A 21,652-nucleotide genomic window follows, 5' to 3' on the forward strand; every position below is an offset into this window, starting at 1 on the left:
TATATGAATTGTTGTAATTTGTAAGCGTTGCTGATTTCTAGGGGAGCTATTTCAGGCTTTGGTGTAGGATTGTGCGTATTGGGGAGTTTGTTCAAATTTTCCCCACCATTGCGACTTAGTATCGCTGGGTCGGAGAATACGCATGACAAAACATTCATATAAATTGAAAGCCGAAAATGCTAAAAATAATAAAACTAAATCCGCATGGTTGAAGTTTTTTTATGTCGGAATAACCGATGATGTTTTCTCTGAAGATATTCGTCGGATTTTCATTATCAATCTTTTTGCCTCCGTTGGTATTCTTTTTACTCTTCCTCTAGGGCTTGTTTCACTATTTGAAGGCAAGGTCACTTTGGGGATCTGCTTGCTGTTTATTGCGCTGTTATACGCGATGAACCATGTTTATCTGCGCTATACCCATAACTATGCGGTGTCTGGTAATTTTGTTATTTATCCACTTTATATTTTGATGATTTATCTTGTCTACACAGGTGGGGTAAGTGGTACTGGGCATGTTTGGATATATTGTGTTCCAGCCGTTTCTTTGTTTTTGCATGGCATGAAGAGAGGCATGATTGAGCTTGCTCTATTTACGATTGCTTTGATCATTACTATGTTTTTTACTAATAATCACTTTGCTGAGTTTGGTTATGATCCTACGCTGAAATCGAGAATTCTATTTTCATTTATTGTGGTTGTGTTTCTTTCTGGGATTTATGAGTACTCCATGGCTCGGTTTAATGAGGAGCTAAAAGAGACGTCAGCTAAGCTTAAGTTGGTAGCCTATACAGACTCTTTGACTGAGTTATTGAACCGTAGGGGAATGCTACAGCGGCTTGAAGCAAGTTCTTATTCGAGTTTTCATCTGCTATTGGCTGATGTTGACTTCTTTAAAAGCATTAACGATGAATATGGCCATGATGCGGGAGATTATGCACTTTCTCAATTGGCTAAAATTATTGAAGAGTCTCTTTCTGAGAGCGATTTGGCGGCTCGATGGGGCGGCGAAGAATTCTTGATCGCTGTATGTGATTGCAGTGACCTTGAAGCTTTTGCTTTGGCGGAGTCTATTCGAAAGCGTGTTGAAAAATATGAGTTTGCTTATTTGGATCATAAGTTCCAAATGACCATGAGTTTTGGTGTGGCAACGATGAATGAAACGACTTCGTTAAGGGAGGCTATTACCCTGGCTGATAATTACTTATACAGTGCAAAGCGTTCGGGTCGAAATAGAACACGTAAAGGCTAAAGTTTGAAATAAAGTAGGGTGGCCATAATGGCTCACCCTATATGAAAGTCTTTTATAAAGGCGACGTATTCTGTGTGATTATCGAATCACGGGCTTAGAGCCAAATACGCCGAAGTAAGCAATATATAGATAGCAAATTACAGGCATTACGAACGAAATTTGCAGACCAATTGAATCCGCAATAGAACCCTGCAATACAGGTAATATAGCGCCACCCACAATCGCCAAGCAAAGCAAGCCGGAACCACGGCTAGTTTGTGGACCAAGGTCTTTTAGTGCAAGGCTGAAGATGGTTGGGAACATAATGGAATTGAACAGGCCAACTAATAAGATAGACCACATAGCAACATGCCCATCATTCATAATCGCGCTTACAATCAATGCAATGGCGGCTAAAGCGTTAAAAGTCAGTAAGTTGCCGGCAGAAATACGCTGCATCAAAGCGGCACCAATGAAGCGTCCAACCATAGCACCACCCCAGTAGTAGGCAACGTAATGAGCCGCATCGGCTTCTGCAAGCCCTGCAATATTTTCAAGGCCAAAGAAATTCACTAGTAGGCTGCCGATAGCAACTTCTGCACCCACATACATGAATATAGCGACAGTCCCTAGAACTAGATGACGGTGTTTTAAAATACTAACACTGGGTGCATCCGTAGTATCTTCTTCTATATTCGATGGCGTTGGAAGGCTGATTCGAGTAAAGATTGCCGCTAAAAGAATCAGCAAAATCGCTAAACCGATATAAGGAATGATTACACTTTCCGCTTCTTGGGCTTTCGTCGCGTATTGCCCAGCGACAGTGAACAACAGTGCACCACCTACAAGAGGAGCAACCGTTGTACCCAATGCGTTAAAGGCTTGAGAAAGGGTCAAACGACTTGACGCCGTTTCGGTTGGACCCATTACAGTTACAAGTGGATTGGCGGCAACTTGAAGAATAGTAATGCCTGCAGCCAAAACGAACAGAGCTGTTAAAAATATGCTGTATTGCTGTGCTTTTGCAGCAGCAACAAAAAGCAAGCAGCCAGCCGCAGCAATCATTAGGCCGATGCCAATACCGCGCTGAAATCCCACTTTTTTAACCAAGTTCCCAGCAGGGATCGAGACGATAAAGTAAGCGCCAAAGAAGCACATTTGAATCATCATTGCTTGGGTGTAGTTAAGATCGAAAACGCCTTTCAAGTGCGGTATTAGAATGTCATTTAGTGAGGTGATAAAACCCCACATAAAAAACAGTGATGTTAGAGCTATCAAGGCAAAACGCTGGTTTGATTGTGGCTTGTCTGCCACGGAAGTGTGATTATTCATATTTTTTTCCGATGAGTTAAAGCGAGAGTTACTCAGTTTTTATCTTTAGGACGTCTATCCAAATCAAAAAAGTGCGGCATCATAGCACCGAACATCTTAACTTTCTGGTCAGGTGTTGGGAGAAAAAGGCGATAGCCTGAAATATTCCTTTTTTGCGTCACTTTTGTAAGAAAACCTCATATATTTACGTCTAATGTAACAAAGTATAATGTTTTCAATAGGTTGATTTTTAAGCACTTTATGCTCTTTTAGACTGGTGGGATTGCGTGAGCTGGCGTTTCTTTTCGTAATAGCAAGGCGCGCGAGAGTCATCACTTTCGTGTTATTCTTTAGCTATCTACTTATCCTGACTTAGAGACTACTATGCGTATTGAGCGCCGAGCTGTACCGGTTGATAAAAATGACTTTCCATCAACAATGTCTGCGACGTTACAACGAGTCTTTTTGTCTCGTGATGTAGTATCTGTTGCTCAATTGGACTATCGCTTACCGCATTTATTAAGACCTGATTCTTTATTTGATCTAAAAAATTCAGCCGTGATTTTGGCGGATGCTATTGTGGCTGGTCAGAAAATTTTGATTGTTGGAGATTTTGACGCGGATGGTGCGACTAGTACCAGTCTTGGGATTCTTGCTTTAGAAGCAATGGGCGCGATTTCTCCAGAATATTTGGTGCCAAATCGCTTTGAATTTGGTTATGGACTGACGCCTGAAATTGTTGAAGTCGCGCAAGAGCGATCGCCAGATGTTTTAGTCACGGTGGATAATGGCATTGCCAGTATTGATGGTGTGCTAGCGGCAAAAAATTACGGTATGAAGGTGGTGGTGACTGACCACCATTTGCCCGGTGATACGCTGCCAAATGCCGATGCTATTGTGAATCCAAACCATCCAAATTGTGGTTTTCCAAGCAAGAATTTAGCTGGAGTTGGGGTGATTTTCTACGTGATGTCGGCGTTAAGAGCCGAGTTGAATAGCCGTAACTGGTTTGCTGATCAGCATATTCCAGAGCCGAAAATGGCGGACTATTTAGATTTGGTTGCGCTTGGTACAGTAGCCGATGTGGTGCCTTTGGATGCCAATAACCGTATTTTGGTTCAGCAAGGCATTAAGCGAATTCAGGCTGGGTTAGCGCGTCCTGGTATCCTTGCTTTATTAGAAGTAGGGCGTCGTGATCATACTCAATTGAAGGCATCAGACTTGGGTTTTGTTGTCGGTCCTAGATTAAATGCGGCTGGGCGGCTTGATGATATGTCGATTGGCATTGAATGTCTGTTGGCGGTTCATCCACATCAGGCGCGTAATTATGCGCAGCAGTTAGATCAGTTTAATCGCGAGCGCAAAGCCATCGAGTCTGATATGAAAGAGCAGGCAGAGTTAGTGCTTGACTCTTTGTTGGACGAAGAGCAGGAAATGCCAAATGGTATGTGCTTTTATGATGCGGATTGGCATCAAGGCGTGATTGGCATTTTAGCCTCGCGAATGAAAGACAAATGCCATCGCCCGGTGATTGCTTTTGCCCGAGTGGGTGAAGATGAATTAAAAGGGTCAGCGCGTTCCATTCCTGGGGTGCATATTCGCGATGCATTGGATTTATTGGCTAAGCGTTATCCACAATTGCTCAGCAAGTTTGGTGGTCACGCAATGGCGGCGGGGATGTCGATTAAAGAGTCTCACTATGAGGCTTTTCAGCTGGCATTCGATGCCATCATTACTGAGTGGGTGACGCCAGAACAGTTAGAAGCAACCTTATTGACTGATGGGCCGCTGGCGCCAGAAGATTTTAGTTTGAGTTTTGCCGAGCAAGTTCGTTTATCTGGTCCGTGGGGACAAATGTTTCCTGAACCCTGTTTTGATGGTGTATTTGATATTCTGCAGCAGCGTATCGTGGGTGAAAAGCACCTGAAGCTTATGGTACGCGAGCCGAGCAGTGGGCTATTGCTGGATGCGATTAGTTTTTTTGTCGATTTAGACCAATGGCCCAATGATAAAGCGACTCAAGCACGCTTGGTTTATAAGCTGGATGTGAATGAGTTTCGAGGTCAGCGTAATCTGCAGCTACTAGTGGACTATTTAGAGCCTGCATAATTAGGTATTAAAGAGCGAAAAGGGGAAGATTTTCCATTTTGAGGAACAAATTGTTTTAGGCATTGCGTATCGAAACAAAAGTTGAGGTATAATGCCGCTCCCTCATACATCACTCTAATTTTACTGGAGCTCATTCATGACTGCACTGGTTCTTGACGGCAAACTTTGCGCCAAAGAAACTGAAAACCGCCTAAAGGCTCAAGTTACTGAGCTTAAAGCGCGTACCGGTTGCACCCCTATTTTAGCAACAATATTAGTGGGTGCTGATCCAGCATCAGCCACTTATGTGAAAATGAAAGGCAATGCTTGCCGTCGCGTTGGCATGGATTCTATGGCCATTGAACTGCCTGAAAGCACTACGACAGAGCAGCTTTTAAACAAAATTAATGAGCTAAATAATAACCCTGATGTGCATGGGATTTTGCTACAGCATCCCGTTCCAGTACAAGTTGATGAGCGTCTATGTTTTGACGCGATTGCTGCTCATAAAGATGTCGATGGTGTGACTTGTCTTGGCTTTGGCCGTATGGCAATGAAAGAGCCTGCTTACGGTGCAGCGACTCCAGCGGGTATTATGCGTTTGCTCGCCGCTTACGACATAGCATTAGAAGGGAAGCATGTTGTTGTGGTTGGTCGTAGTCCAATTCTTGGCAAGCCGATGGCGATGATGATGTTGAACGCCAATGCTACGGTAACAATGTGTCACTCTCGTACTCAAAACTTGTCTGAATTTGTTAAGCAAGCCGATGTGATCGTCGGCGCTGTAGGCAAGCCTGAGTTAATTAAAGCAGAATGGATTAAAGACGGGGCAATCGTTGTCGATGCTGGTTACCATCCTGGTGGTATTGGTGATATCGAACTGGGTCCATTGAAGGATCGCGTTGCGGCCTATACGCCAGTTCCCGGTGGCGTTGGTCCAATGACAATCAACACTTTGATACTGCAAACACTAGAGTCTGGCCTGAAACAACTAAGCTAACCAGACTTGAAAGGTCTGTATAACTGCCCCATATTGTTGAGATAAGATCGCAAGATGGGACAGAAAGCCGCGCCATTAGGTGCGGCTTCTTTTTTTATAAACTGAACTGCAAAAGGTTGGCATGATATGTCCACAGAAATGTTAAAAGACGCATTGGACTTCGATTTGATCGCCGATGTTTTTGTTACTGAATCTATTACGGCGTCACCCTCCGAGTTGCACGGCCAGCTTTGTGGTTATTTGGCTTCTGGTGTGACTTTGCCATTGGAAGATTGGCTGAAGATGGTGGTAGAGTTTTGTGACATTGAAGGCTGGAAAGAAGAAGCAAGTCGAGCCGTTATTGTTGAACTTTATACTGCTACGTTAACCTTGCTTCAAAATGGTGAGTTTGCACTTGTGCCAAGTATTTCAGACGAAGATGCCGAATTATGTGAAAGAGGTGTGACTTTATCTCAATGGGCGCATGGCTTTTTGGCGGGTTATGGTTTATCTGGTCAGAAGAATGAACTCTCTGATGAAACCAAACAAATCTTACGTGATTTTGCCAATATCTCTGGCATGCAAGCAGAAATGCGTGCATTAGAAGACAACAATGACAATGAAGCCGATTTAACCGAGCTGGTTGAATATGTCAGGTTATCAGCGATGATGATGTATACAGAGCATCATGATATCAACCCAGATATTGATCATACTAAACAGAATCCTTTGCATTAAGTATTTTGCACTAATAAAGCGTCTAAGAAAAATGTGACCGATGGTATTTGATGGAATGACAATTAATAAGTGAGACCTTCTATGAAAATTGATACTCAGACTTATCAGGCTCGCCGTGAGCGTTTGATGCAATCATTGCCTGAAAACAGTGTGGTGGTTATACGAACGGGTGAGCTAGCCACTCGTAATAATGATTGTGAGTATGAGTTTCGTCCTCATAGTAGTTTTTTCTATTTAACGGGGTTTCCTGAGCCAAGCGCCTACGCCATTATTTATGGCGCTGGCGAGATGACGCTCGTCACTCTGCCAAAAGATCCTGAGCGTGAGCAGTGGGATGGTTTCCGTTTTGGTAGTGAAGGGGCGATAGCAAATTTTGGCGCAAGTGATGCTGCTCCGCTAGAAGAGTTAGACAAGGTCGCTTTTTCTGCTCTGGATGGCGTGGAGCATGTGGTGTATTTGTTTAATGATGATGTTTTACGCGAAAAAATTGCCAGCTGGCGTGATGCTATTGCCGCACGGGTCAGAGTCGGCGCTGTTGCACCTGCAAGCTTCATCGACCTTGCCCCTCATGTTGCTGAAATGCGTTTGCATAAAGATGCTGAAGAAATTGCCATTATGGAAGCCGCAGCGCAAATTAGTGTTGAAGCTCATAAACAGGCAATGCGCTCTGTTCGTCCGGGGATGAATGAATATCAGTTAGAAGCTGAATTGAATTACGTGTTTATGAAATCCGGTGCGCGCCAACCTGCGTATAACAATATTGTCGCCTCAGGCAGCAATGCTTGTGTTTTGCATTACATCAAAAATGACGAAGAGATCGACGAGGGCGACCTGATCTTAATTGATGCGGGGGCTGAGTTGGGATGCTACGCCGCGGACATTACTCGTACCTTTCCTGCAAGCGGTAAATTTAGTGGGCCGCAGGCTGCTTTATACCAAGTTGTATTAGACGCTTACCATGCGGGAATGAAAGAGCTTAACGTGGGAACGCCTTATGAAGCATGCCATAACGCAGCGGTCCGAACATTAACGCAAGGCTTAGTGGATCATGGGTTATTAACTGGTGATGTGGATTTCCTGATCGAGAGCAAAGCATATCGAGACTTTTATATGCACAATACCGGGCATTGGTTAGGCTTAGATGTTCATGATTGTGGTGCTTATAAACTCGCCGGTGAATCTCGCTTGTTAGAAGAAGGTATGGTGTTAACCATTGAACCAGGTTTGTATGTTTCGGCAGACAACGAATCGGTTGATGCTAAATGGCGAGGTATCGGCATTCGTATTGAAGATGATGTCCTAATTCGCGCTGATGGTCCTTATGTATTAACCCACGGCCTGCCAAAAGAAATTGCTGACATTGAGGCCTTAATGGCTGAAAGTCGATAAACACCACTTAGACAAGACGGAGACAAGTTAGATGGCTAAATCATACGATTTAATAATTGTGGGCGCTGGTATGGTTGGTGCTTTGTCTGCGATATTGTTGGCTAAATCTTCTTTACGAATCGCGCTTGTTGATAAACATGATGGTGAATATCCATTATCCTTTCCGCCCGCTTATGACGCTCGAGTGAGCGCTATTTCCAGCCAATCAAAAGCCTTGCTCGAACAAGGCGATGTTTGGCAAGGCATTGATCAAGACCGTATTGCGGCTTATGACAATATGGTTGTGTGGGATGGGCTTGGTGAGGGATATATTGATTTTAATGCTCAAGCGACGACCATGCCAGAGCTTGGTCATTTAGTCGAAAATGCGGTGTTAAATCAGCAACTAATGGTTCAAGTTCGGCACTCAAAAAACATCGACTTGTATTTAGACGATACTTTAGAGTCTCATGAATTAAGTGAGTCTGGAGTAAGAGTAGAACTGACATCAGGCCATGTTTTGGACGCTCAGGTGATTGTTGCTGCAGATGGTGCTATGTCCAAACTTCGCAGCGAAAATGCTTTTGATACGGTTGAGTGGGATTATGGGCATCATGCGATTGTCACTACGATCGAGATTGCTCAACCCCATGAAAATACCGCTTGGCAGAGTTTCGGAGAAGAAGGAATTCTGGCATTTCTGCCACTTCCTTCGGTCGATCAGAGGCATTTTGTTTCCATCGTCTGGTCTGTGCCACCAAAAGACGCTGAATCTCTGCTGGCTCTCGACGAAGACGCTTTTTGTCGCCGTTTACATTACGCAATGAACAAGCGCTTTGATGTACTCGGGCTTACTCAGGTTCGTCAGGCCATTCCGTTGAGACAACGTCATGCCAAGCAGTATGTTAAAGCTGGGCTGGTATTGATAGGTGATGCTGCCCATACAATTCACCCTCTCGCTGGACAAGGGGCCAACTTGGGGTTTGGTGATGTAAAAGCCTTGGTGGAAGTGTTGGAGAAAGCGTATCGACGTAACGAGAACTTAGGAGCGACTAGGGTTCTACGCCGTTATCAACGCGCTCGAATGCTGGATAATATTGCCATGGCGGCTGGAATGGAATCGTTTAAACGTTTATTTTCTACACAGCAACCTCTGGTTGTTCAGCTTAGAAATATCGGCATGAAGCAGTTTAATAAAGGTGAATCTTTGAAGAAAAAGCTGGTTGCTCGTGCTGCAGGTTTGTCTTCTTTTTCTTAATAGGGTGTCAGTGCGGTCGTTCATAATAGTGAGGCGAAAAGCGTGTTTTCAAAACGCTACGTATTTCCGGTTGCAAAACACATTGGCTGTCTTATTCTGCATGTATAGATATATAACTAATTAGAGTAAAGGGCTGAATGGTATGCAACCAACTGATCTTCTGAAGAAAACGGATAAACTTCCCAATGTCCCAGATGTAGTTCGTGAACTCATTCAGCTGCTTAGTGATCCTAATGTAAATTATTCTGATCTTACTGAACGTGTTTCCCATGACCAGACGATTTCTTTAAAAGTATTACGAATAGTTAATTCAGCTTATTTTGGCTTATCTAGAAAAATTTCTTCGATAGATGAAGCAACCGTTTTGCTTGGTACGGACAAACTAAGGACCTTAGTGATTGCTTCTGGTTTTTCTAATTCCGTTGCAAAGGTGGATGGAATAAAACTGTCTGAGTTTTGGGCTGATTCTTTTCGGGTCGCTGAGTTGGCGCAGTGGTTTGCCAAACGCTCGCCTTTGGTTCAAGAAGACGAGGCGTTTACTGTAGGTATCGTTCATAATATCGGCCGGTTATTGTTGCACCTAACTGAGCCTGATATCGCGAAAGAAATTCACACTTTGGTGGCTAACCGAAAGGCTGGTCGTGTTAAAGCAGAGCAAGATTTACTTGGCTTTACGACTCAGGATGCGGGTAAAGCACTAATGGACTTATGGAAATTTCCTGCCGGACTAGGCTACGCTGTGCAACAGCATAAACGCCCTTTTTCAGATGGTGATCCTAATTCGCTTGCTTGTGTATTAAATCTAGCCTGCTACATAAATGCCTGTATTCGTAATGAGCGAGAATACGATTTAGTTCGGGAAGGTTTCCCTTCAGCAGTCGCAAAAGCAGCAGGTTTACCTGAAGGCATCATTTATGAATTAGATGATGCTTTGGCTATTGGTGATGGCCTTAATCAACTACTTCACTAAGCTTTAAGGATTAAGGGTCGTAATTTAATGTTTATCGATGCTATTTAATACTTTTGTTTAATAGATCTGCGTATTTGAAAAACAAATTTATCTATGATTTCACCTTTGTTTTTTCTTGCCGAATCTCCTGAGTATAACTCTATAAATAAATGATAATCGCTAGTGTTTGGCTGTGTGTTGTGCTAATTTCTTGTCTCTTTTTTTTACGGTCTTTTCTCTCACTACCGCCATATATATATGGTGCTTTAGGAGGAGGGAATCCATTAAATTGTTGGAAGGTGAGTATGTTTGTGAAACTACGCAAAACGATTAAAACGCAAGGGCAAAAACCAATATTGAACTATGTCGGGTTTGCAGCGTTAGCTTCGTCACTGCTTGTTTCCACTAGCTTACAAGCCAAAGGCGAAGTGAATATCTATTCTGCCCGTAAAGAATCTCTTATAAAGCCGGTCTTAGATACATTTTCAGAACAGAACGATGTAGTTGTTAACCTTATTACTGGGTCTGCCGATGCTTTGTTAAGCCGTTTGAAAGCAGAAGGGGATGCCAGTCCTGCGGATGTTTTTATTACGGTTGATGCTGGCCGTTTGCACCGTGCAAAAGCGGCAGGGGTATTAAAACCAATCCAAAGTGATGTATTGAGTGCTAATATTCCAAGCCATTTACGCGACATCGATGGTTATTGGTTTGGTTTGTCTCAGCGTGCTCGCGTGATTTTTTATAATCCTAAAACCGTTCCCCTCAAAGATTTGACTACCTACGAAGACCTTGCTGATCCAAAGTGGAAAGGCCGTATTTGCGTACGTTCATCAGCTAATATTTATAACCAGTCTTTGGTTGCTTCCATGTTAGATGCAGATGGTCGTGAAAAAACTCAAGCTTGGGTTAAAGGGTTAATATCGAACCTAGCGCGCCCGCCTTTTGGTGGTGATGTGGATCTACTGAAAGCAGTTTCTGCAGGTGTTTGTGATTTAACTCTGGCGAACACTTATTATTATGGCCGTCTTGGTCAAAGTGACAGCTCAGACGAAAGAGCCGTTTATAATAAGGTGAAATTGTTTTGGCCTAATCAGGCTGAGGGTGAACGTGGTGCTCATGTAAATGTGAGTGGTGCAGGCATTACGGCAGCAGCAACAAATATTGAAAATGCAACTTTGCTGCTGGAGTTTCTTACCAATCAAGCGTCTCAAGAATGGTATGCACATGTTAATAACGAATACCCTGTCGTAAAAGGCATTGGTGCCCCAGAAATGCTGGCGCCATTTGGTAACTTCCGTGCGGATACTATTTCATTGAGCCAACTTGGTGAAAATAACCGTGAAGCCGTTGAAGTTATGGATATTGCTGGTTGGAAGTGATTTTTCTGATGTTCGCTCAGTATAACGAGCTTTCTTATATGGTTTTTGATTATTAATGGCTAATTTAGCTCACCCGAGTTTCGCAAGTAAGTCTAAGTGGAATTGGTTGAAAATGGCGGCAATGCTAATTGCTGCCATTTTAGCATTACCCATCTTGGTTGTAGTGATTAACGTTTTGACCGGTGATAGTGAGGTGTGGCAACACCTTTACCAGACTGTTTTAACGGAATATATATCTAACTCTTTGTTGCTTATGTTGGGTGTTGGCACTGGTGTGCTGATAATTGGTGTGCCTTGTGCTTGGTTAACTAGTATGTGCGATTTTTCTGGTCGTGCATTTCTTTCTTGGGCCTTGCTGCTACCTATGGCAGTGCCTGCCTATATTATTGCTTATACCTACACTGGAGTATTGGATTTCGCTGGCCCAGTGCAAACCTTCATTCGCGAACTAACTGGTTGGCGATATGGTGAATATTGGTTCTTTGAAATACGCTCGCTCGGAGGTGCCATTGTCATGCTAACTTTGGTGCTGTATCCCTATGTGTATCTAATGAGCCGAGCGGCTTTTTTAGAGCAATCAGAGAATACGTTAGAAGTCAGTCGCACACTTGGTTACTCTGGCCGTGCTGTATTTTTCAAATTGGCACTTCCTCTTGCTCGTCCTGCTATTGTGACTGGTTTAACCTTGGCACTTATGGAGACATTGGCAGATTACGGCACAGTACAATATTTCAGTGTAAATACTTTCACTACAGGTATTTTACGAACTTTTTATGGTTTTGGTGATGTGGCAGCTGCTTCTCAGTTAGCGGGTGTTTTACTTATATTTGTCGCTGTGTTGATACTGCTTGAGCGGCATTCACGACATCGTATTCGCTATCATGCATCAGGTTTAAAAAAAGCCAGCAGTCGGCGCATCGTTTTAAGCGGTGGCCGAGGATTGATGGCTTGCATTTTTTGTTTATTCCCCATTCTAGTGGGCTTTCTTATTCCTGTAAGTGTGCTGGCGTATTGGGCGATATTTAAAGCAGAAATGCCCGGAACAAACTTTATTCAATTGGCGTGGAATTCATTTTATCTTGCTGCGATGGCTTCTTTGATAGTGGTGAGTTTGGCCTTGGTGCTGAGCTATGCGATTCGTTTGAATAGCGGTAAAACAGTTAGAGCATCGGTTGGAATCGCTGGTTTAGGTTACGCTTTGCCCGGGACCATTATCGCGATCGGTACTATTGTTCCGTTGGCTTGGTTAGACCATCGAATTATTGATTTGGTTAAACATTACAGTGGTGACAGAGTTGGCTTAATTTTCTCAGGTACGTTAGTGGCACTATTATTTGCCTACACGGTTCGATTTATGGCGGTGTCGTTAGGCGCTGTTCAAAATGGTCTTGGAAAAATCAAGCCTAGTATGGATATGGCTGGGCGTTCGCTCGGCATGTCGCCTTTTAAAGTATTAACGCGCATCCATATTCCGTTATTAAAAGGTTCGGTTTTAACGGCGATCTTAATTGTCTTTGTCGATGTTCTAAAAGAATTACCTGCTACCTTGGTATTGCGACCGTTCAATTTTAATACCTTAGCGGTGAGAGCGTTTGAACTGGCGTCAGATGAACGCTTAGTTGACGCTGCGCCTGCATCATTAATGATAGTGCTGGTGGGGTTAGTACCAGTGATTTTATTGAGTCGTTCCATTTCTTCTCGCACTGACAGTGCTAAATAAAGTTTAGTAATAATAGGATTGCAAATGTCATCGTTACCTCCTCATAAACTATTGAAAGAAATGATACTGACCGATGTTTCGGTTGGTTACGAGGGGAATGCGGTTGTCAAAAATGCTTCCTTTAAGTTGTTAGAAGGACAGATAGGTTGTTTGCTTGGACCAAGTGGCTGCGGTAAATCTACCTTGTTGCGTGCCATTGCAGGCTTTGAGTCTTTAATGGCGGGTGAAATAGGCATTGATGGCGAGGTTATTTCCAGTTCATCTCACAGTGTGAATCCTGAACATCGTTTTATTGGTATGGTTTTTCAAGATATCGCCTTGTTTCCACATCTTACCATTGCACAAAATATTGCTTTTGGCTTGTCAGCTTGGACTAAAGAGTCAGTACAGGAACGTGTGACTTACTTGTTAAACTTAGTTGGGTTGGCAGGTTTTGAATCTCGCTATCCGCACTCTCTTTCTGGTGGGCAACAGCAACGCGTCGCTTTGGCGCGAGCCATTGCCCCTAAGCCTAAATTATTGCTGATGGATGAACCCTTCTCTGGGCTGGATGCCAAGTTAAGAGAAGAGTTAGTGCCTGATATACGCGCCATATTACAGCATGAAAAAATGAGTGCTTTATTAGTGACGCATGATCAGATGGAAGCCTTTGCCATGGCGGATCAGGTATCAGTTATGAGCGAAGGGGTGATTCATCAAACCGGTTCGCCGTATCAGATTTATCATCGACCAGAAACGCGCTTTGTGGCGAGTTTTATTGGCCATGGAGACTTTTTAACGGCAACCGTCTGTGGGCCAGATTGTGTGCATTCTGACTTAGGCAATATCCGTGGCGATTTACATCACGGTTTCGCTGACAATACTGAAGTGGATTTGTTGGTCCGTCCTGATGATATTTTGCATGATGACGACAGTGAGTTTATTGGTGTTATTGTTAGCCGCTGGTTTCGAGGATCGCATTTTTTATATCGAGTGAAATTGTCTTCTGGAAAGGTAGTATATTGTTTTGCTTCTTCCCATCACAATCACTCTGTTGGTCAGGAAATTGGATTAAGCGTTCATTTAGATCACTTGGTGATGTTCCCGCGTTAGAAAATAGTGCTTCAAAAAGATTCCTATAAAAACGCCCAAGTCATATACAAACAAGTGACTTGGGCGTTTTGTTTTTATAGATGCTTGCTAGTTAAATAACGTAATCAAAGAGTTAAACTGTTCCGATTCCCTGCTCGTGGCACACTTCAATCATGCCTTCAAAGTCGTATTCCGTCAGTTCTAAATGATCCAGAGCGTAATGGCCAATTTTTTGCCATTCATGGTCTTCATTTGCTCCACCTATATGCCTGAAAGTAGATGCTATGTGTTCAGCCATTTTTAAAATGGAAGCAAAGGTTAGGTTGATAGAGTCGCCCGGTACTCTGTGGCGAAATAGATATTCGACCCGATGGTGTTTGGCTATGACAGCGCAGCAACTTTTAGGCAATCCCCATGACTTTGCTAAATAATAGCCAATCACAGAGTGGTTAGTTTTAAAGGTTTGGTTTTCGAGGTCGGTTAGATTGAACTCAGGGTCTTGATAGCCTTGTTTTAACACATCTTGGTAACCGTCAAAGCGTTTAAGCATCAAAGGGATACCAGCGTTATGAAACAGCCCTAATGCATAGCATTCATCTTGATATTTAAAACCAAGTTGGTTGGCTAGGCTGGAGCAAATCGCCGCAACTTCGCTGGCTGTGTCCCAAAAACTGTGCAGTGATTGTATTGCCTCATCAGACAATTCGCTTTTTACCGCAAGGCCATTAACAATATTAGTGACACTATTTGGGCCAAGCAGCATCACCGCTTTTTGAATTGAGGTAATTTTTTTAGGCAAATTAAAAGACGCTGAGTTGACCAGTTTTAATACGGCCGCTGAAAGGCTCACATCCTGTGAAATAATATCTGATATACGGTCCATGTCTGGGTCAGGCATGGCCTGTTCCATGTGTAGATCCACCATTATCTGTGGCTGTGGTGGAATGCTAATGCCTTGCAGGATAAGTTTAAGCTGATTTTCATTTAATGTAGATGACATGGCATACTTCTTTAAGGCAAGTAACTTTACTGCCACGTAATTCGTAGCAATTGAATCTAGAGTCTTTATAATAGCGTTTTTTAAATATACTGGGTGAAAATTTTGAGTGTTATTCGACTAAAAGGTCAAGCTGATCGCCGATTAAGGGCTGGACATCAATGGATATACAGTAATGAGGTAGATACCTCAGCGACGCCATTAAAGCAATTTACTCCAGGGGATCAGGTTGTTGTCGAAACAGCTCAAGGTAAACCTCTTGGAATTGCGACAATCAATCCTAATACCTTGATTTGTGGTCGCTTAATGAGCCGTAGTACCGATACGTTTTTAAATAAATCGACTTTGGTTCATCGTATAAAAATTGCGTTATCTTTGCGCGAGCTTACGTATCCTGCGCCATATTACCGACTTGTTTTTGGTGATTCTGATGGCTTGTCTGGCTTAGTGGTTGACCGCTTTGCTGATGTATTGGTCGTACAAATTTCGACTGCAGGCATGGAACGCGTGAAAAACGAAATTGTTGAAGCTTTGCAAGATGTGGTGAAGCCGTCAGCTATTCTGATGAAAAATGATGGCAAGATGCGTCAAATTGAAGGCCTTGAGACTTATGTTGAAGAAGCTTTCGGTACGGTGCCAGAATTGGTTTTCCTACAAGAAAATGGTGTGTTGTTCCAAGCGCCAGTGTGGGATGGACAAAAAACAGGCTGGTTCTATGATCACCGTGAAAACCGTAAAACCATGCAAAACTTCTGTGATGGAAAGCGCGTATTAGACGTATTTTCCTACATTGGTGGTTGGGGAGTTCAAGCGGCATCAGCTGGTGCAACCGATGTTACTTTTATTGATGCGTCTGAGAGTGCGTTGAGTCATGTAGGTGAAAACCTTAAGTTGAATCAATATGAAGGTGGTTCTAACTTAATGCATGGTGATGCCTTTGAGGCGATGCAGTCTTTGATTGAAGACAAAGAGCGCTTTGATGTGGTCATTATGGACCCACCGGCTTTCATTGCTCGCCGTAAAGATATTAAGGCGGGTGAAGGGGCTTATCATAGAGCAAATCAACTGGCGATGCGCTTGGTTGCTAAGGGCGGTATTTTGGTTTCAGGCTCCTGTTCTATGCATTTAGAAACAGGGCGCTTGCACGATATTATTCGCAGCAATAGCCGTCAGTTAGAGCGATTCTCACAATTGATTTACCGTGGTACGCAAGCGCCAGATCATCCTGTGCATCCTGCTATTGAAGAAACAGAATACCTAAAAGCACTGTTTTATCGTATCCATAACAATATGGGTTTATAGCATTATTTGCTGATTGCTTATTAAAAAAATAAGCGAAAAAAAACGCTGACAGAGTCATTCTGACAGCGTTTTTTTATGAGCTTTGATTAATCCCTTAGAGAGATGTGTTGCCAACCACGATCTTGCGCAATCTTTGTTAGAGTCTCATCCGCGTCCACTGCAATTGGGTGAGCGACTAATTCTAGCAAAGGCAAATCATTGCGTGAGTCACTGTAAAAATAACTGCCTTCCATTGAGTGTCCTGTTTCAGCGAGCCAATCATTGAGGCGCGTGACTTTGCCTGCTTGGAAACTGGGTACACCAACAATTTTTCCTGTGTAGTGATCATCAATAATCTCTGGCACAGGCGCAATGATATGATCCATGCCCAAGGCATCGCCAATTGGCCCAGTAACAAACTGATTGGTCGCAGTAATCATCAGCAAGAAATGGCCTTGGTCTTTGTGATGCTTTAGCAAAGCGTTGGCTTTTTCTTGCATCATCGGCTGAACTTTTTCCTGCATAAAAGTGTTATGAAGTTTAGCTAGTTCTTGTTTTGAAAACTTGGTGAGTGGTTCTAAGCTAAACGCCAAATATTCATGAATGTCTAAAGTACCTGCTTGGTACTCTTCGAAGAACTTATCGTTCGCCTGTTTGTACACTTGGCTGTCTACTAGGCCTTTCTCGACCAGAAATTGTCCCCAAGTGTAATCACTGTCGCCGTTTAATAATGTGCCGTCTAAGTCAAATATTGCGAGTGTCACAAGCTGTCCTCAATTCTTCTAAAGTGCGCGAATTATAGCCTTGCAGACAATAAATAACAGCAGTCTTAATTGTGCAGATGGGGGAATTATGGAACAATGAATCTAATTTATTTTTATATTAAAAGGTGATAGCTCGTGATTGATGCAGACGGATACAGACCGAATGTGGGCATCATACTGATGAACGAGCGTGGCCAGCTCCTTTGGGCGAGACGTGTTGGGCAGAATGCTTGGCAGTTTCCGCAAGGGGGGATTAAACCTGATGAAACACCTGAAGAAGCTTTATATCGAGAGTTAAAAGAAGAAGTGGGATTAGACCCACATCAGGTGGAAATCGTAGGGAAAACCCGAGGTTGGCTGCGTTATCGTCTTCCTAAACGCATGCTAAGACACAATAGTAAGCCTTTATGTATTGGACAAAAACAGAAATGGTTTCTTCTTTCTATTCGTTGCCCTGATGCATCTGTGTGCGTGGATGGAACTGAAACGCCTGAATTTGATGGTTGGCGTTGGGTAAGTTATTGGTACCCACTTGGCCAAGTTGTGGCATTTAAAAAAGATGTTTACCGCCGAGCGCTGAAAGAGCTGATCCCCTGCGCACATCGTCGACTAGAAAAGTGATAAACTTGCTGGCTTGATGCTGGAGGTAATATAGATTGATGGGAGAGCTATGCTAAGTTTGTTAAGACGAATTACCCAGGAAGTGACCGCCGCGCAGTCTTTGTCTGCGGCACTGGATATTATTGTCCGGCGTGTACGCAGAGCTATGCGAGCAGAAGTGTGTTCTATTTATTTAGTAGACAAAAATACTAAAGAATATATCTTGATGGCAACTCGTGGTTTGAATGCGGACGTTGCGGGTAATGTTAGTCTACAAGCGGATGAAGGCTTGGTGAGTTTGGTGGGCCGTAGGGCTGAACCTGTAAACCTTGAAGACGCTCATATTCACCCTTCTTTTCATTATTTGAAGGGGTCTGGAGAAGAAAGATATCGTTCTTTTCTAGGGGTTCCTATTATTCATCATCGACAAGTTTTAGGCGTGTTGGTAGTTCAGCATGAAGACAAGCGACGATTTGATGAGGGTGAAGAAGCCTTTCTTATTACCCTATCTGCCCAGCTAGCGGGGGTTATTGCCCACGCTGAAGCCACTGGTGCGATTACCAGTATCAACCCTAATGTTATTCCCAGTGGATCGGATTTCCGTTACAAAGGTATTCCTGGTAGTTCAGGTGTGGCCATTGGTCGCGGTGTCGTGGTGTTTCCTCCTGCTGATTTGGATGTTATTCCGGATCGCAGCACTACAGATTTTGAAGAAGAAATCCAAGATTTTTACCAAGCTTTAGATGCTGTTCGTCAAGATATTCGTCGCGCCAGTAACCGAATTAGTCAGCACCTTTCAGCGGATGAAAAAGCGCTTTTCGATGTTTATTTAAAAATTCTTGATGACAACTCCATTGCCGGAGAGGTTGTTCGCAAAATCAAGGACGGTAATTGGGCACAGGGTGCATTAAGACAAGTTATTCAAACACATATCCAGCAGTTTAACCGCATGGATGATCCATACCTTCGTGAGCGTGCGTCTGACCTACGCGACCTTGGGCGACGAATTTTATCTCACTTGCAGGAAAAAGCCCCGAATGTTGCAGAGCGTTTCAGCGAGCCGTCTATTATTATCGGTGAAGAACTGACCGCATCTATGTTGGGTGAAATCCCAATTGACAAGATCAAAGGCCTCGTTTCTGTCATGGGTTCTGGTAACTCCCATGTGGCGATATTAGCTCGTGCGATGGGGATTCCTACTGTCATGGGGGCGTTGGATTTACCTTATGCCCAGCTAGATAAAGTGGATCTTATTGTTGATGGCTATCTTGGTAAAATCTACACCCACCCTTCAGAAGCATTAATAGAAAACTATCAGCAGATTGTTGATGAAGAGCGGCTACTAGAAGAAGAGTACGAAACACTTAAAGATTTACCCTGTGAAACGCTTGATGGCCATCGATTATCTTTGTATGTGAATACGGGGTTGTCTGCAGATATTGCTCGTTCCTTGGATCGCGGAGCCGAAGGCATCGGCCTTTATCGTACAGAAGTTCCTTTTATGGTGCGTGATCGTTTTCCCACAGAAGCTGAGCAGGTGATTATTTACCGCCAGCAACTAGAGGGGTTTGCTCCTGCGCCAGTAACGGTTCGTACTTTAGATATCGGTGGTGATAAAGCACTGCCTTATTTTCCAATCAACGAAGCGAACCCATTCTTAGGGTGGCGTGGTATCCGAGTAACCTTAGACCACTTGGAAATTTTCATGGCTCAAATTCGTGCCATGATCAAAGCCAGTGCTGGCCTGCATAATCTAAAAATCATGTTGCCGATGATTTCTAATGTCGCAGAGGTCGAGGAGGCGTTAGCGCTTATTCGTCGGGCTTATGCGGAAGTGAAAGAAGAAGGATACGATGTCAAAATGCCGAGAGTGGGTGTGATGATTGAAATTCCAGCCGCGGTATATCAAGCAAAAGAACTGGCAGGGATGGTCGATTTTCTTTCCGTCGGTAGCAATGATTTAACTCAATACTTATTAGCTGTTGATCGTAATAATCCGCGAGTTGCCGATTTATATAATTCATTTCATCCATCTGTTCTTCGTGCTCTGATCAGCATAGTTGAACAAGTTCAAGATGAAGGTGTCGGTTTAAGTGTGTGTGGTGAAATGGCTGGCGATCCGATGGGCGCTATTTTATTGATGGCCATGGGATATGACGTTTTATCGATGAGTTCGACTAGCCTTCCTAAGGTGAAAGCAGTGATACGAAACATTTCGATGGAACAGGCCCAAGCAATGCTTAGTGAAGTTATGAAACTATCTCATGCCGAAGCGGTCACACAGACCATGACACGACTCATGCGCGAAGCCAATATCGAGCGTTTGATTCGACCATCTAAAACCACAAACGTGGAATAATACCTACCAGAGATTTTTTCTATATGATTTCATATCCAAACATTGATCCTATCGCCATTTCAATAGGGCCAATTTCCGTGCATTGGTACGGTATTATGTATTTAATCGGTTTTGCCGGAGCTTACCTGTGCGGCATGTATCGCGCCAAACGCTCTAATGGGCTTTGGACGCCAGAGATGGTCAGTGATGCGATATTTTATGGTGCACTTGGCGTCATTTTAGGTGGGCGGATTGGTTATATTTTGTTTTATCAGTTTCCTGCTTTTGTGGATAATCCACTTATTCTTGTGCGTATATGGGAAGGTGGTATGTCCTTCCATGGTGGATTGCTAGGTGTTATTACCGCTATGTTCTTCTTCGCTCGTCGCTATAACAAACACCTTGTGGATGTGACTGACTTTCTGGCACCGTTTGTACCAATCGGCTTAGGAGCAGGGCGTTTAGGTAACTTTATTGGCGGCGAATTATGGGGTAAGCCGACAGACGTTCCTTGGGCTATGATCTTCCCTAACGATCCTTTGCAACTTGCTCGCCATCCTTCACAGTTATATCAGTTTGCCCTAGAAGGCGTCGCTCTGTTTTGTATTTTGTGGTTCTTTTCGCAAAGAACAAAGCCACGTTATTGTGTTTCCGGCATGTTCCTACTTTTCTACGGTATTTTCCGAATCCTAGTAGAATTTGTTCGTGAGCCAGATATACAGATTGGTTACCTTGCTTTTGGTTGGCTGACAGAAGGGCAGCTCTTGTCTTTGCCTATGGTGATCATTGGGGCTGGCTTGATTGTTGTTGGATTCAAACTGAAAACCTTTCCGCAAGCCAGTACAGCAAAGTAACTAAGAGAGTTAAGTATGACGCTTAAAACCAGCCACACGGCTGGTTTTTTTATGCTAGTAATTTTAATCTTGCAGGTAGACATCGTTGAGAGGGGGGAGTTATGAGTAATAGAGGAGTGCTGACATTTTTTTGTGGAAAAATGGGCGCAGGTAAATCGACTAAATCTAAAGTATTATCCGTTGAAAAAAACGCCGTGCTGTTATCGGAAGATGATTGGCTTGCTGCTCATTATCCCAATCAAATTCACTCTTTCGATGATTACTTAACTTATTCTGTGTTGATAAAACCTTTTGTAAAAGCACATGTGCAAAATATTCTGCAGACGGGAACCAATGTGGTGATGGATTTTCCTGCCAACACGGTAAGTCAGCGCGCGTGGTTCAAGCAATTATGTTCTGAGATTTACAGCCAGCATGAGCTTGTTCTTCTTGATTTAAGTGACGAGCAATGTCTTGCTCGAATTGCGAAGCGTCGCACTGAGCAGCCTGAACGAGCTCAGTTTGATAACGAAACAGTCTTTCATCATGTTACTCAGTTTTTTCAGGCTCCATCTGATGATGAAGGTCTGAACATTATTAGAAATTAGCTAGGGAAGGTGCGAATAAGTCTACTAAGCCTCAGTCTTTCAGAGAAATCGTCAAATAAGGCGCGACTCTGAAGGAATGTAGGTACCTTTCAAAGAGTCGCAACGATATGTGGCCTGTTATTTTTAATAGTAAGCTCCTGCA

At 43.4% G+C, this 21,652-nt stretch carries 18 protein-coding genes; 15 read left to right on the forward strand and 3 right to left on the reverse strand.

The window, feature by feature from the left end; genetic code table 11:
• Nucleotides 1-142: 142 nt before the first annotated feature.
• On the forward strand, nucleotides 143-1,249 hold the full coding sequence (locus KDW99_RS03875) for a GGDEF domain-containing protein (protein ID WP_255828000.1): 1,107 nt from the start codon (nucleotides 143-145) through the stop codon (nucleotides 1,247-1,249).
• A 78-nt stretch (nucleotides 1,250-1,327) separates the two neighbouring features.
• Here the strand turns inward: KDW99_RS03875 and KDW99_RS03880 are convergent, their stop codons facing one another.
• Nucleotides 1,328-2,560 (reverse strand): sugar MFS transporter, encoded by a 1,233-nt coding sequence (locus KDW99_RS03880; protein WP_255828001.1) that lies wholly within the window; start codon nucleotides 2,558-2,560, stop codon nucleotides 1,328-1,330.
• 363 nt (nucleotides 2,561-2,923) lie between these two features.
• On the opposite strand from KDW99_RS03880, the gene recJ reads away from it, so the two are divergent.
• From recJ to KDW99_RS03925, 9 genes are all read left to right on the forward strand, one after another.
• Nucleotides 2,924-4,648, forward strand: coding sequence for a single-stranded-DNA-specific exonuclease RecJ (gene recJ, locus KDW99_RS03885; protein ID WP_255828002.1), 1,725 nt, complete (start codon nucleotides 2,924-2,926; stop codon nucleotides 4,646-4,648).
• A gap of 136 nt (nucleotides 4,649-4,784) precedes the next feature.
• On the forward strand, nucleotides 4,785-5,627 hold the full coding sequence (gene folD / locus KDW99_RS03890; RefSeq protein WP_255828003.1) for a bifunctional methylenetetrahydrofolate dehydrogenase/methenyltetrahydrofolate cyclohydrolase FolD: 843 nt from the start codon (nucleotides 4,785-4,787) through the stop codon (nucleotides 5,625-5,627).
• 126 nt (nucleotides 5,628-5,753) lie between these two features.
• Nucleotides 5,754-6,344 carry a UPF0149 family protein gene (locus KDW99_RS03895; RefSeq protein ID WP_255828004.1) on the forward strand — a complete coding sequence of 197 codons (591 nt, stop codon included), beginning with the start codon at nucleotides 5,754-5,756 and terminating at the stop codon, nucleotides 6,342-6,344.
• Nucleotides 6,345-6,425: 81 nt separating this feature from the next.
• Nucleotides 6,426-7,733 carry an aminopeptidase P N-terminal domain-containing protein gene (locus tag KDW99_RS03900; protein WP_255828005.1) on the forward strand — a complete coding sequence of 436 codons (1,308 nt, stop codon included), beginning with the start codon at nucleotides 6,426-6,428 and terminating at the stop codon, nucleotides 7,731-7,733.
• 31 nt (nucleotides 7,734-7,764) lie between these two features.
• On the forward strand, nucleotides 7,765-8,970 hold the full coding sequence (locus KDW99_RS03905; RefSeq protein WP_255828006.1) for a UbiH/UbiF/VisC/COQ6 family ubiquinone biosynthesis hydroxylase: 1,206 nt from the start codon (nucleotides 7,765-7,767) through the stop codon (nucleotides 8,968-8,970).
• 142 nt (nucleotides 8,971-9,112) lie between these two features.
• Entirely contained in the window at nucleotides 9,113-9,940 is an 828-nt protein-coding gene (locus tag KDW99_RS03910; protein WP_255828007.1) for an HDOD domain-containing protein, read from the forward strand.
• Nucleotides 9,941-10,230: 290 nt separating this feature from the next.
• Nucleotides 10,231-11,298: a Fe(3+) ABC transporter substrate-binding protein gene (locus KDW99_RS03915; protein WP_255829249.1), complete on the forward strand. Its 1,068-nt coding sequence runs from the start codon at nucleotides 10,231-10,233 to the stop codon at nucleotides 11,296-11,298.
• A 55-nt stretch (nucleotides 11,299-11,353) separates the two neighbouring features.
• Nucleotides 11,354-13,018 carry an ABC transporter permease gene (locus tag KDW99_RS03920; protein WP_255828008.1) on the forward strand — a complete coding sequence of 555 codons (1,665 nt, stop codon included), beginning with the start codon at nucleotides 11,354-11,356 and terminating at the stop codon, nucleotides 13,016-13,018.
• Nucleotides 13,019-13,042: 24 nt separating this feature from the next.
• Nucleotides 13,043-14,110, forward strand: coding sequence for an ABC transporter ATP-binding protein (locus tag KDW99_RS03925; protein ID WP_255828009.1), 1,068 nt, complete (start codon nucleotides 13,043-13,045; stop codon nucleotides 14,108-14,110).
• Nucleotides 14,111-14,222: 112 nt separating this feature from the next.
• On the opposite strand, the gene KDW99_RS03930 is transcribed toward KDW99_RS03925, so the two are convergent.
• Nucleotides 14,223-15,089: an HDOD domain-containing protein gene (locus tag KDW99_RS03930; protein ID WP_255828010.1), complete on the reverse strand. Its 867-nt coding sequence runs from the start codon at nucleotides 15,087-15,089 to the stop codon at nucleotides 14,223-14,225.
• A 102-nt stretch (nucleotides 15,090-15,191) separates the two neighbouring features.
• Between KDW99_RS03930 and KDW99_RS03935 the strand changes: the two genes are divergently transcribed.
• Entirely contained in the window at nucleotides 15,192-16,388 is a 1,197-nt protein-coding gene (locus KDW99_RS03935; RefSeq protein ID WP_255828011.1) for a class I SAM-dependent rRNA methyltransferase, read from the forward strand.
• A gap of 86 nt (nucleotides 16,389-16,474) precedes the next feature.
• On the opposite strand, the gene KDW99_RS03940 is transcribed toward KDW99_RS03935, so the two are convergent.
• Nucleotides 16,475-17,131 (reverse strand): HAD family hydrolase, encoded by a 657-nt coding sequence (locus tag KDW99_RS03940; RefSeq protein WP_255828012.1) that lies wholly within the window; start codon nucleotides 17,129-17,131, stop codon nucleotides 16,475-16,477.
• A 135-nt stretch (nucleotides 17,132-17,266) separates the two neighbouring features.
• On the opposite strand from KDW99_RS03940, the gene KDW99_RS03945 reads away from it, so the two are divergent.
• The 4 genes from KDW99_RS03945 (at nucleotide 17,267) to KDW99_RS03960 (ending at nucleotide 21,510) form a co-directional block, all read left to right on the forward strand.
• Complete coding sequence (locus KDW99_RS03945; RefSeq protein ID WP_255828013.1) at nucleotides 17,267-17,752, forward strand: RNA pyrophosphohydrolase; 486 nt, start codon at nucleotides 17,267-17,269, stop codon at nucleotides 17,750-17,752.
• A 49-nt stretch (nucleotides 17,753-17,801) separates the two neighbouring features.
• Nucleotides 17,802-20,090: a phosphoenolpyruvate--protein phosphotransferase gene (gene ptsP / locus KDW99_RS03950; protein ID WP_255828014.1), complete on the forward strand. Its 2,289-nt coding sequence runs from the start codon at nucleotides 17,802-17,804 to the stop codon at nucleotides 20,088-20,090.
• Nucleotides 20,091-20,113: 23 nt separating this feature from the next.
• The gene (gene lgt / locus KDW99_RS03955) at nucleotides 20,114-20,923 is read left to right on the forward strand and encodes a prolipoprotein diacylglyceryl transferase (protein ID WP_255828015.1); all 810 of its coding nucleotides are present in this window, start codon (nucleotides 20,114-20,116) and stop codon (nucleotides 20,921-20,923) included.
• A gap of 101 nt (nucleotides 20,924-21,024) precedes the next feature.
• Nucleotides 21,025-21,510 carry an AAA family ATPase gene (locus tag KDW99_RS03960; protein WP_255828016.1) on the forward strand — a complete coding sequence of 162 codons (486 nt, stop codon included), beginning with the start codon at nucleotides 21,025-21,027 and terminating at the stop codon, nucleotides 21,508-21,510.
• Nucleotides 21,511-21,652: the final 142 nt, after the last annotated feature.

Origin of the sequence: Marinomonas rhizomae (assembly GCF_024397855.1) — a bacterium.
Lineage (GTDB): Bacteria > Pseudomonadota > Gammaproteobacteria > Pseudomonadales > Marinomonadaceae > Marinomonas > Marinomonas rhizomae_A.

Coding starts and splice junctions, on each gene's coding strand:
- ptsP (WP_255828014.1), top strand. CDS start 17,802: ATGCTAAGTTTGTTAAGACGAATTACCCAGGAAGTGACCGCCGCGCAG.
- KDW99_RS03895 (WP_255828004.1), top strand. CDS start 5,754: ATGTCCACAGAAATGTTAAAAGACGCATTGGACTTCGATTTGATCGCC.
- KDW99_RS03925 (WP_255828009.1), top strand. CDS start 13,043: ATGTCATCGTTACCTCCTCATAAACTATTGAAAGAAATGATACTGACC.
- KDW99_RS03920 (WP_255828008.1), top strand. CDS start 11,354: ATGGCTAATTTAGCTCACCCGAGTTTCGCAAGTAAGTCTAAGTGGAAT.
- recJ (WP_255828002.1), top strand. CDS start 2,924: ATGCGTATTGAGCGCCGAGCTGTACCGGTTGATAAAAATGACTTTCCA.
- KDW99_RS03905 (WP_255828006.1), top strand. CDS start 7,765: ATGGCTAAATCATACGATTTAATAATTGTGGGCGCTGGTATGGTTGGT.
- KDW99_RS03875 (WP_255828000.1), top strand. CDS start 143: ATGACAAAACATTCATATAAATTGAAAGCCGAAAATGCTAAAAATAAT.
- folD (WP_255828003.1), top strand. CDS start 4,785: ATGACTGCACTGGTTCTTGACGGCAAACTTTGCGCCAAAGAAACTGAA.
- KDW99_RS03900 (WP_255828005.1), top strand. CDS start 6,426: ATGAAAATTGATACTCAGACTTATCAGGCTCGCCGTGAGCGTTTGATG.
- KDW99_RS03930 (WP_255828010.1), bottom strand. CDS start 15,089: ATGTCATCTACATTAAATGAAAATCAGCTTAAACTTATCCTGCAAGGC.
- KDW99_RS03880 (WP_255828001.1), bottom strand. CDS start 2,560: ATGAATAATCACACTTCCGTGGCAGACAAGCCACAATCAAACCAGCGT.
- KDW99_RS03960 (WP_255828016.1), top strand. CDS start 21,025: ATGAGTAATAGAGGAGTGCTGACATTTTTTTGTGGAAAAATGGGCGCA.
- KDW99_RS03910 (WP_255828007.1), top strand. CDS start 9,113: ATGCAACCAACTGATCTTCTGAAGAAAACGGATAAACTTCCCAATGTC.
- lgt (WP_255828015.1), top strand. CDS start 20,114: ATGATTTCATATCCAAACATTGATCCTATCGCCATTTCAATAGGGCCA.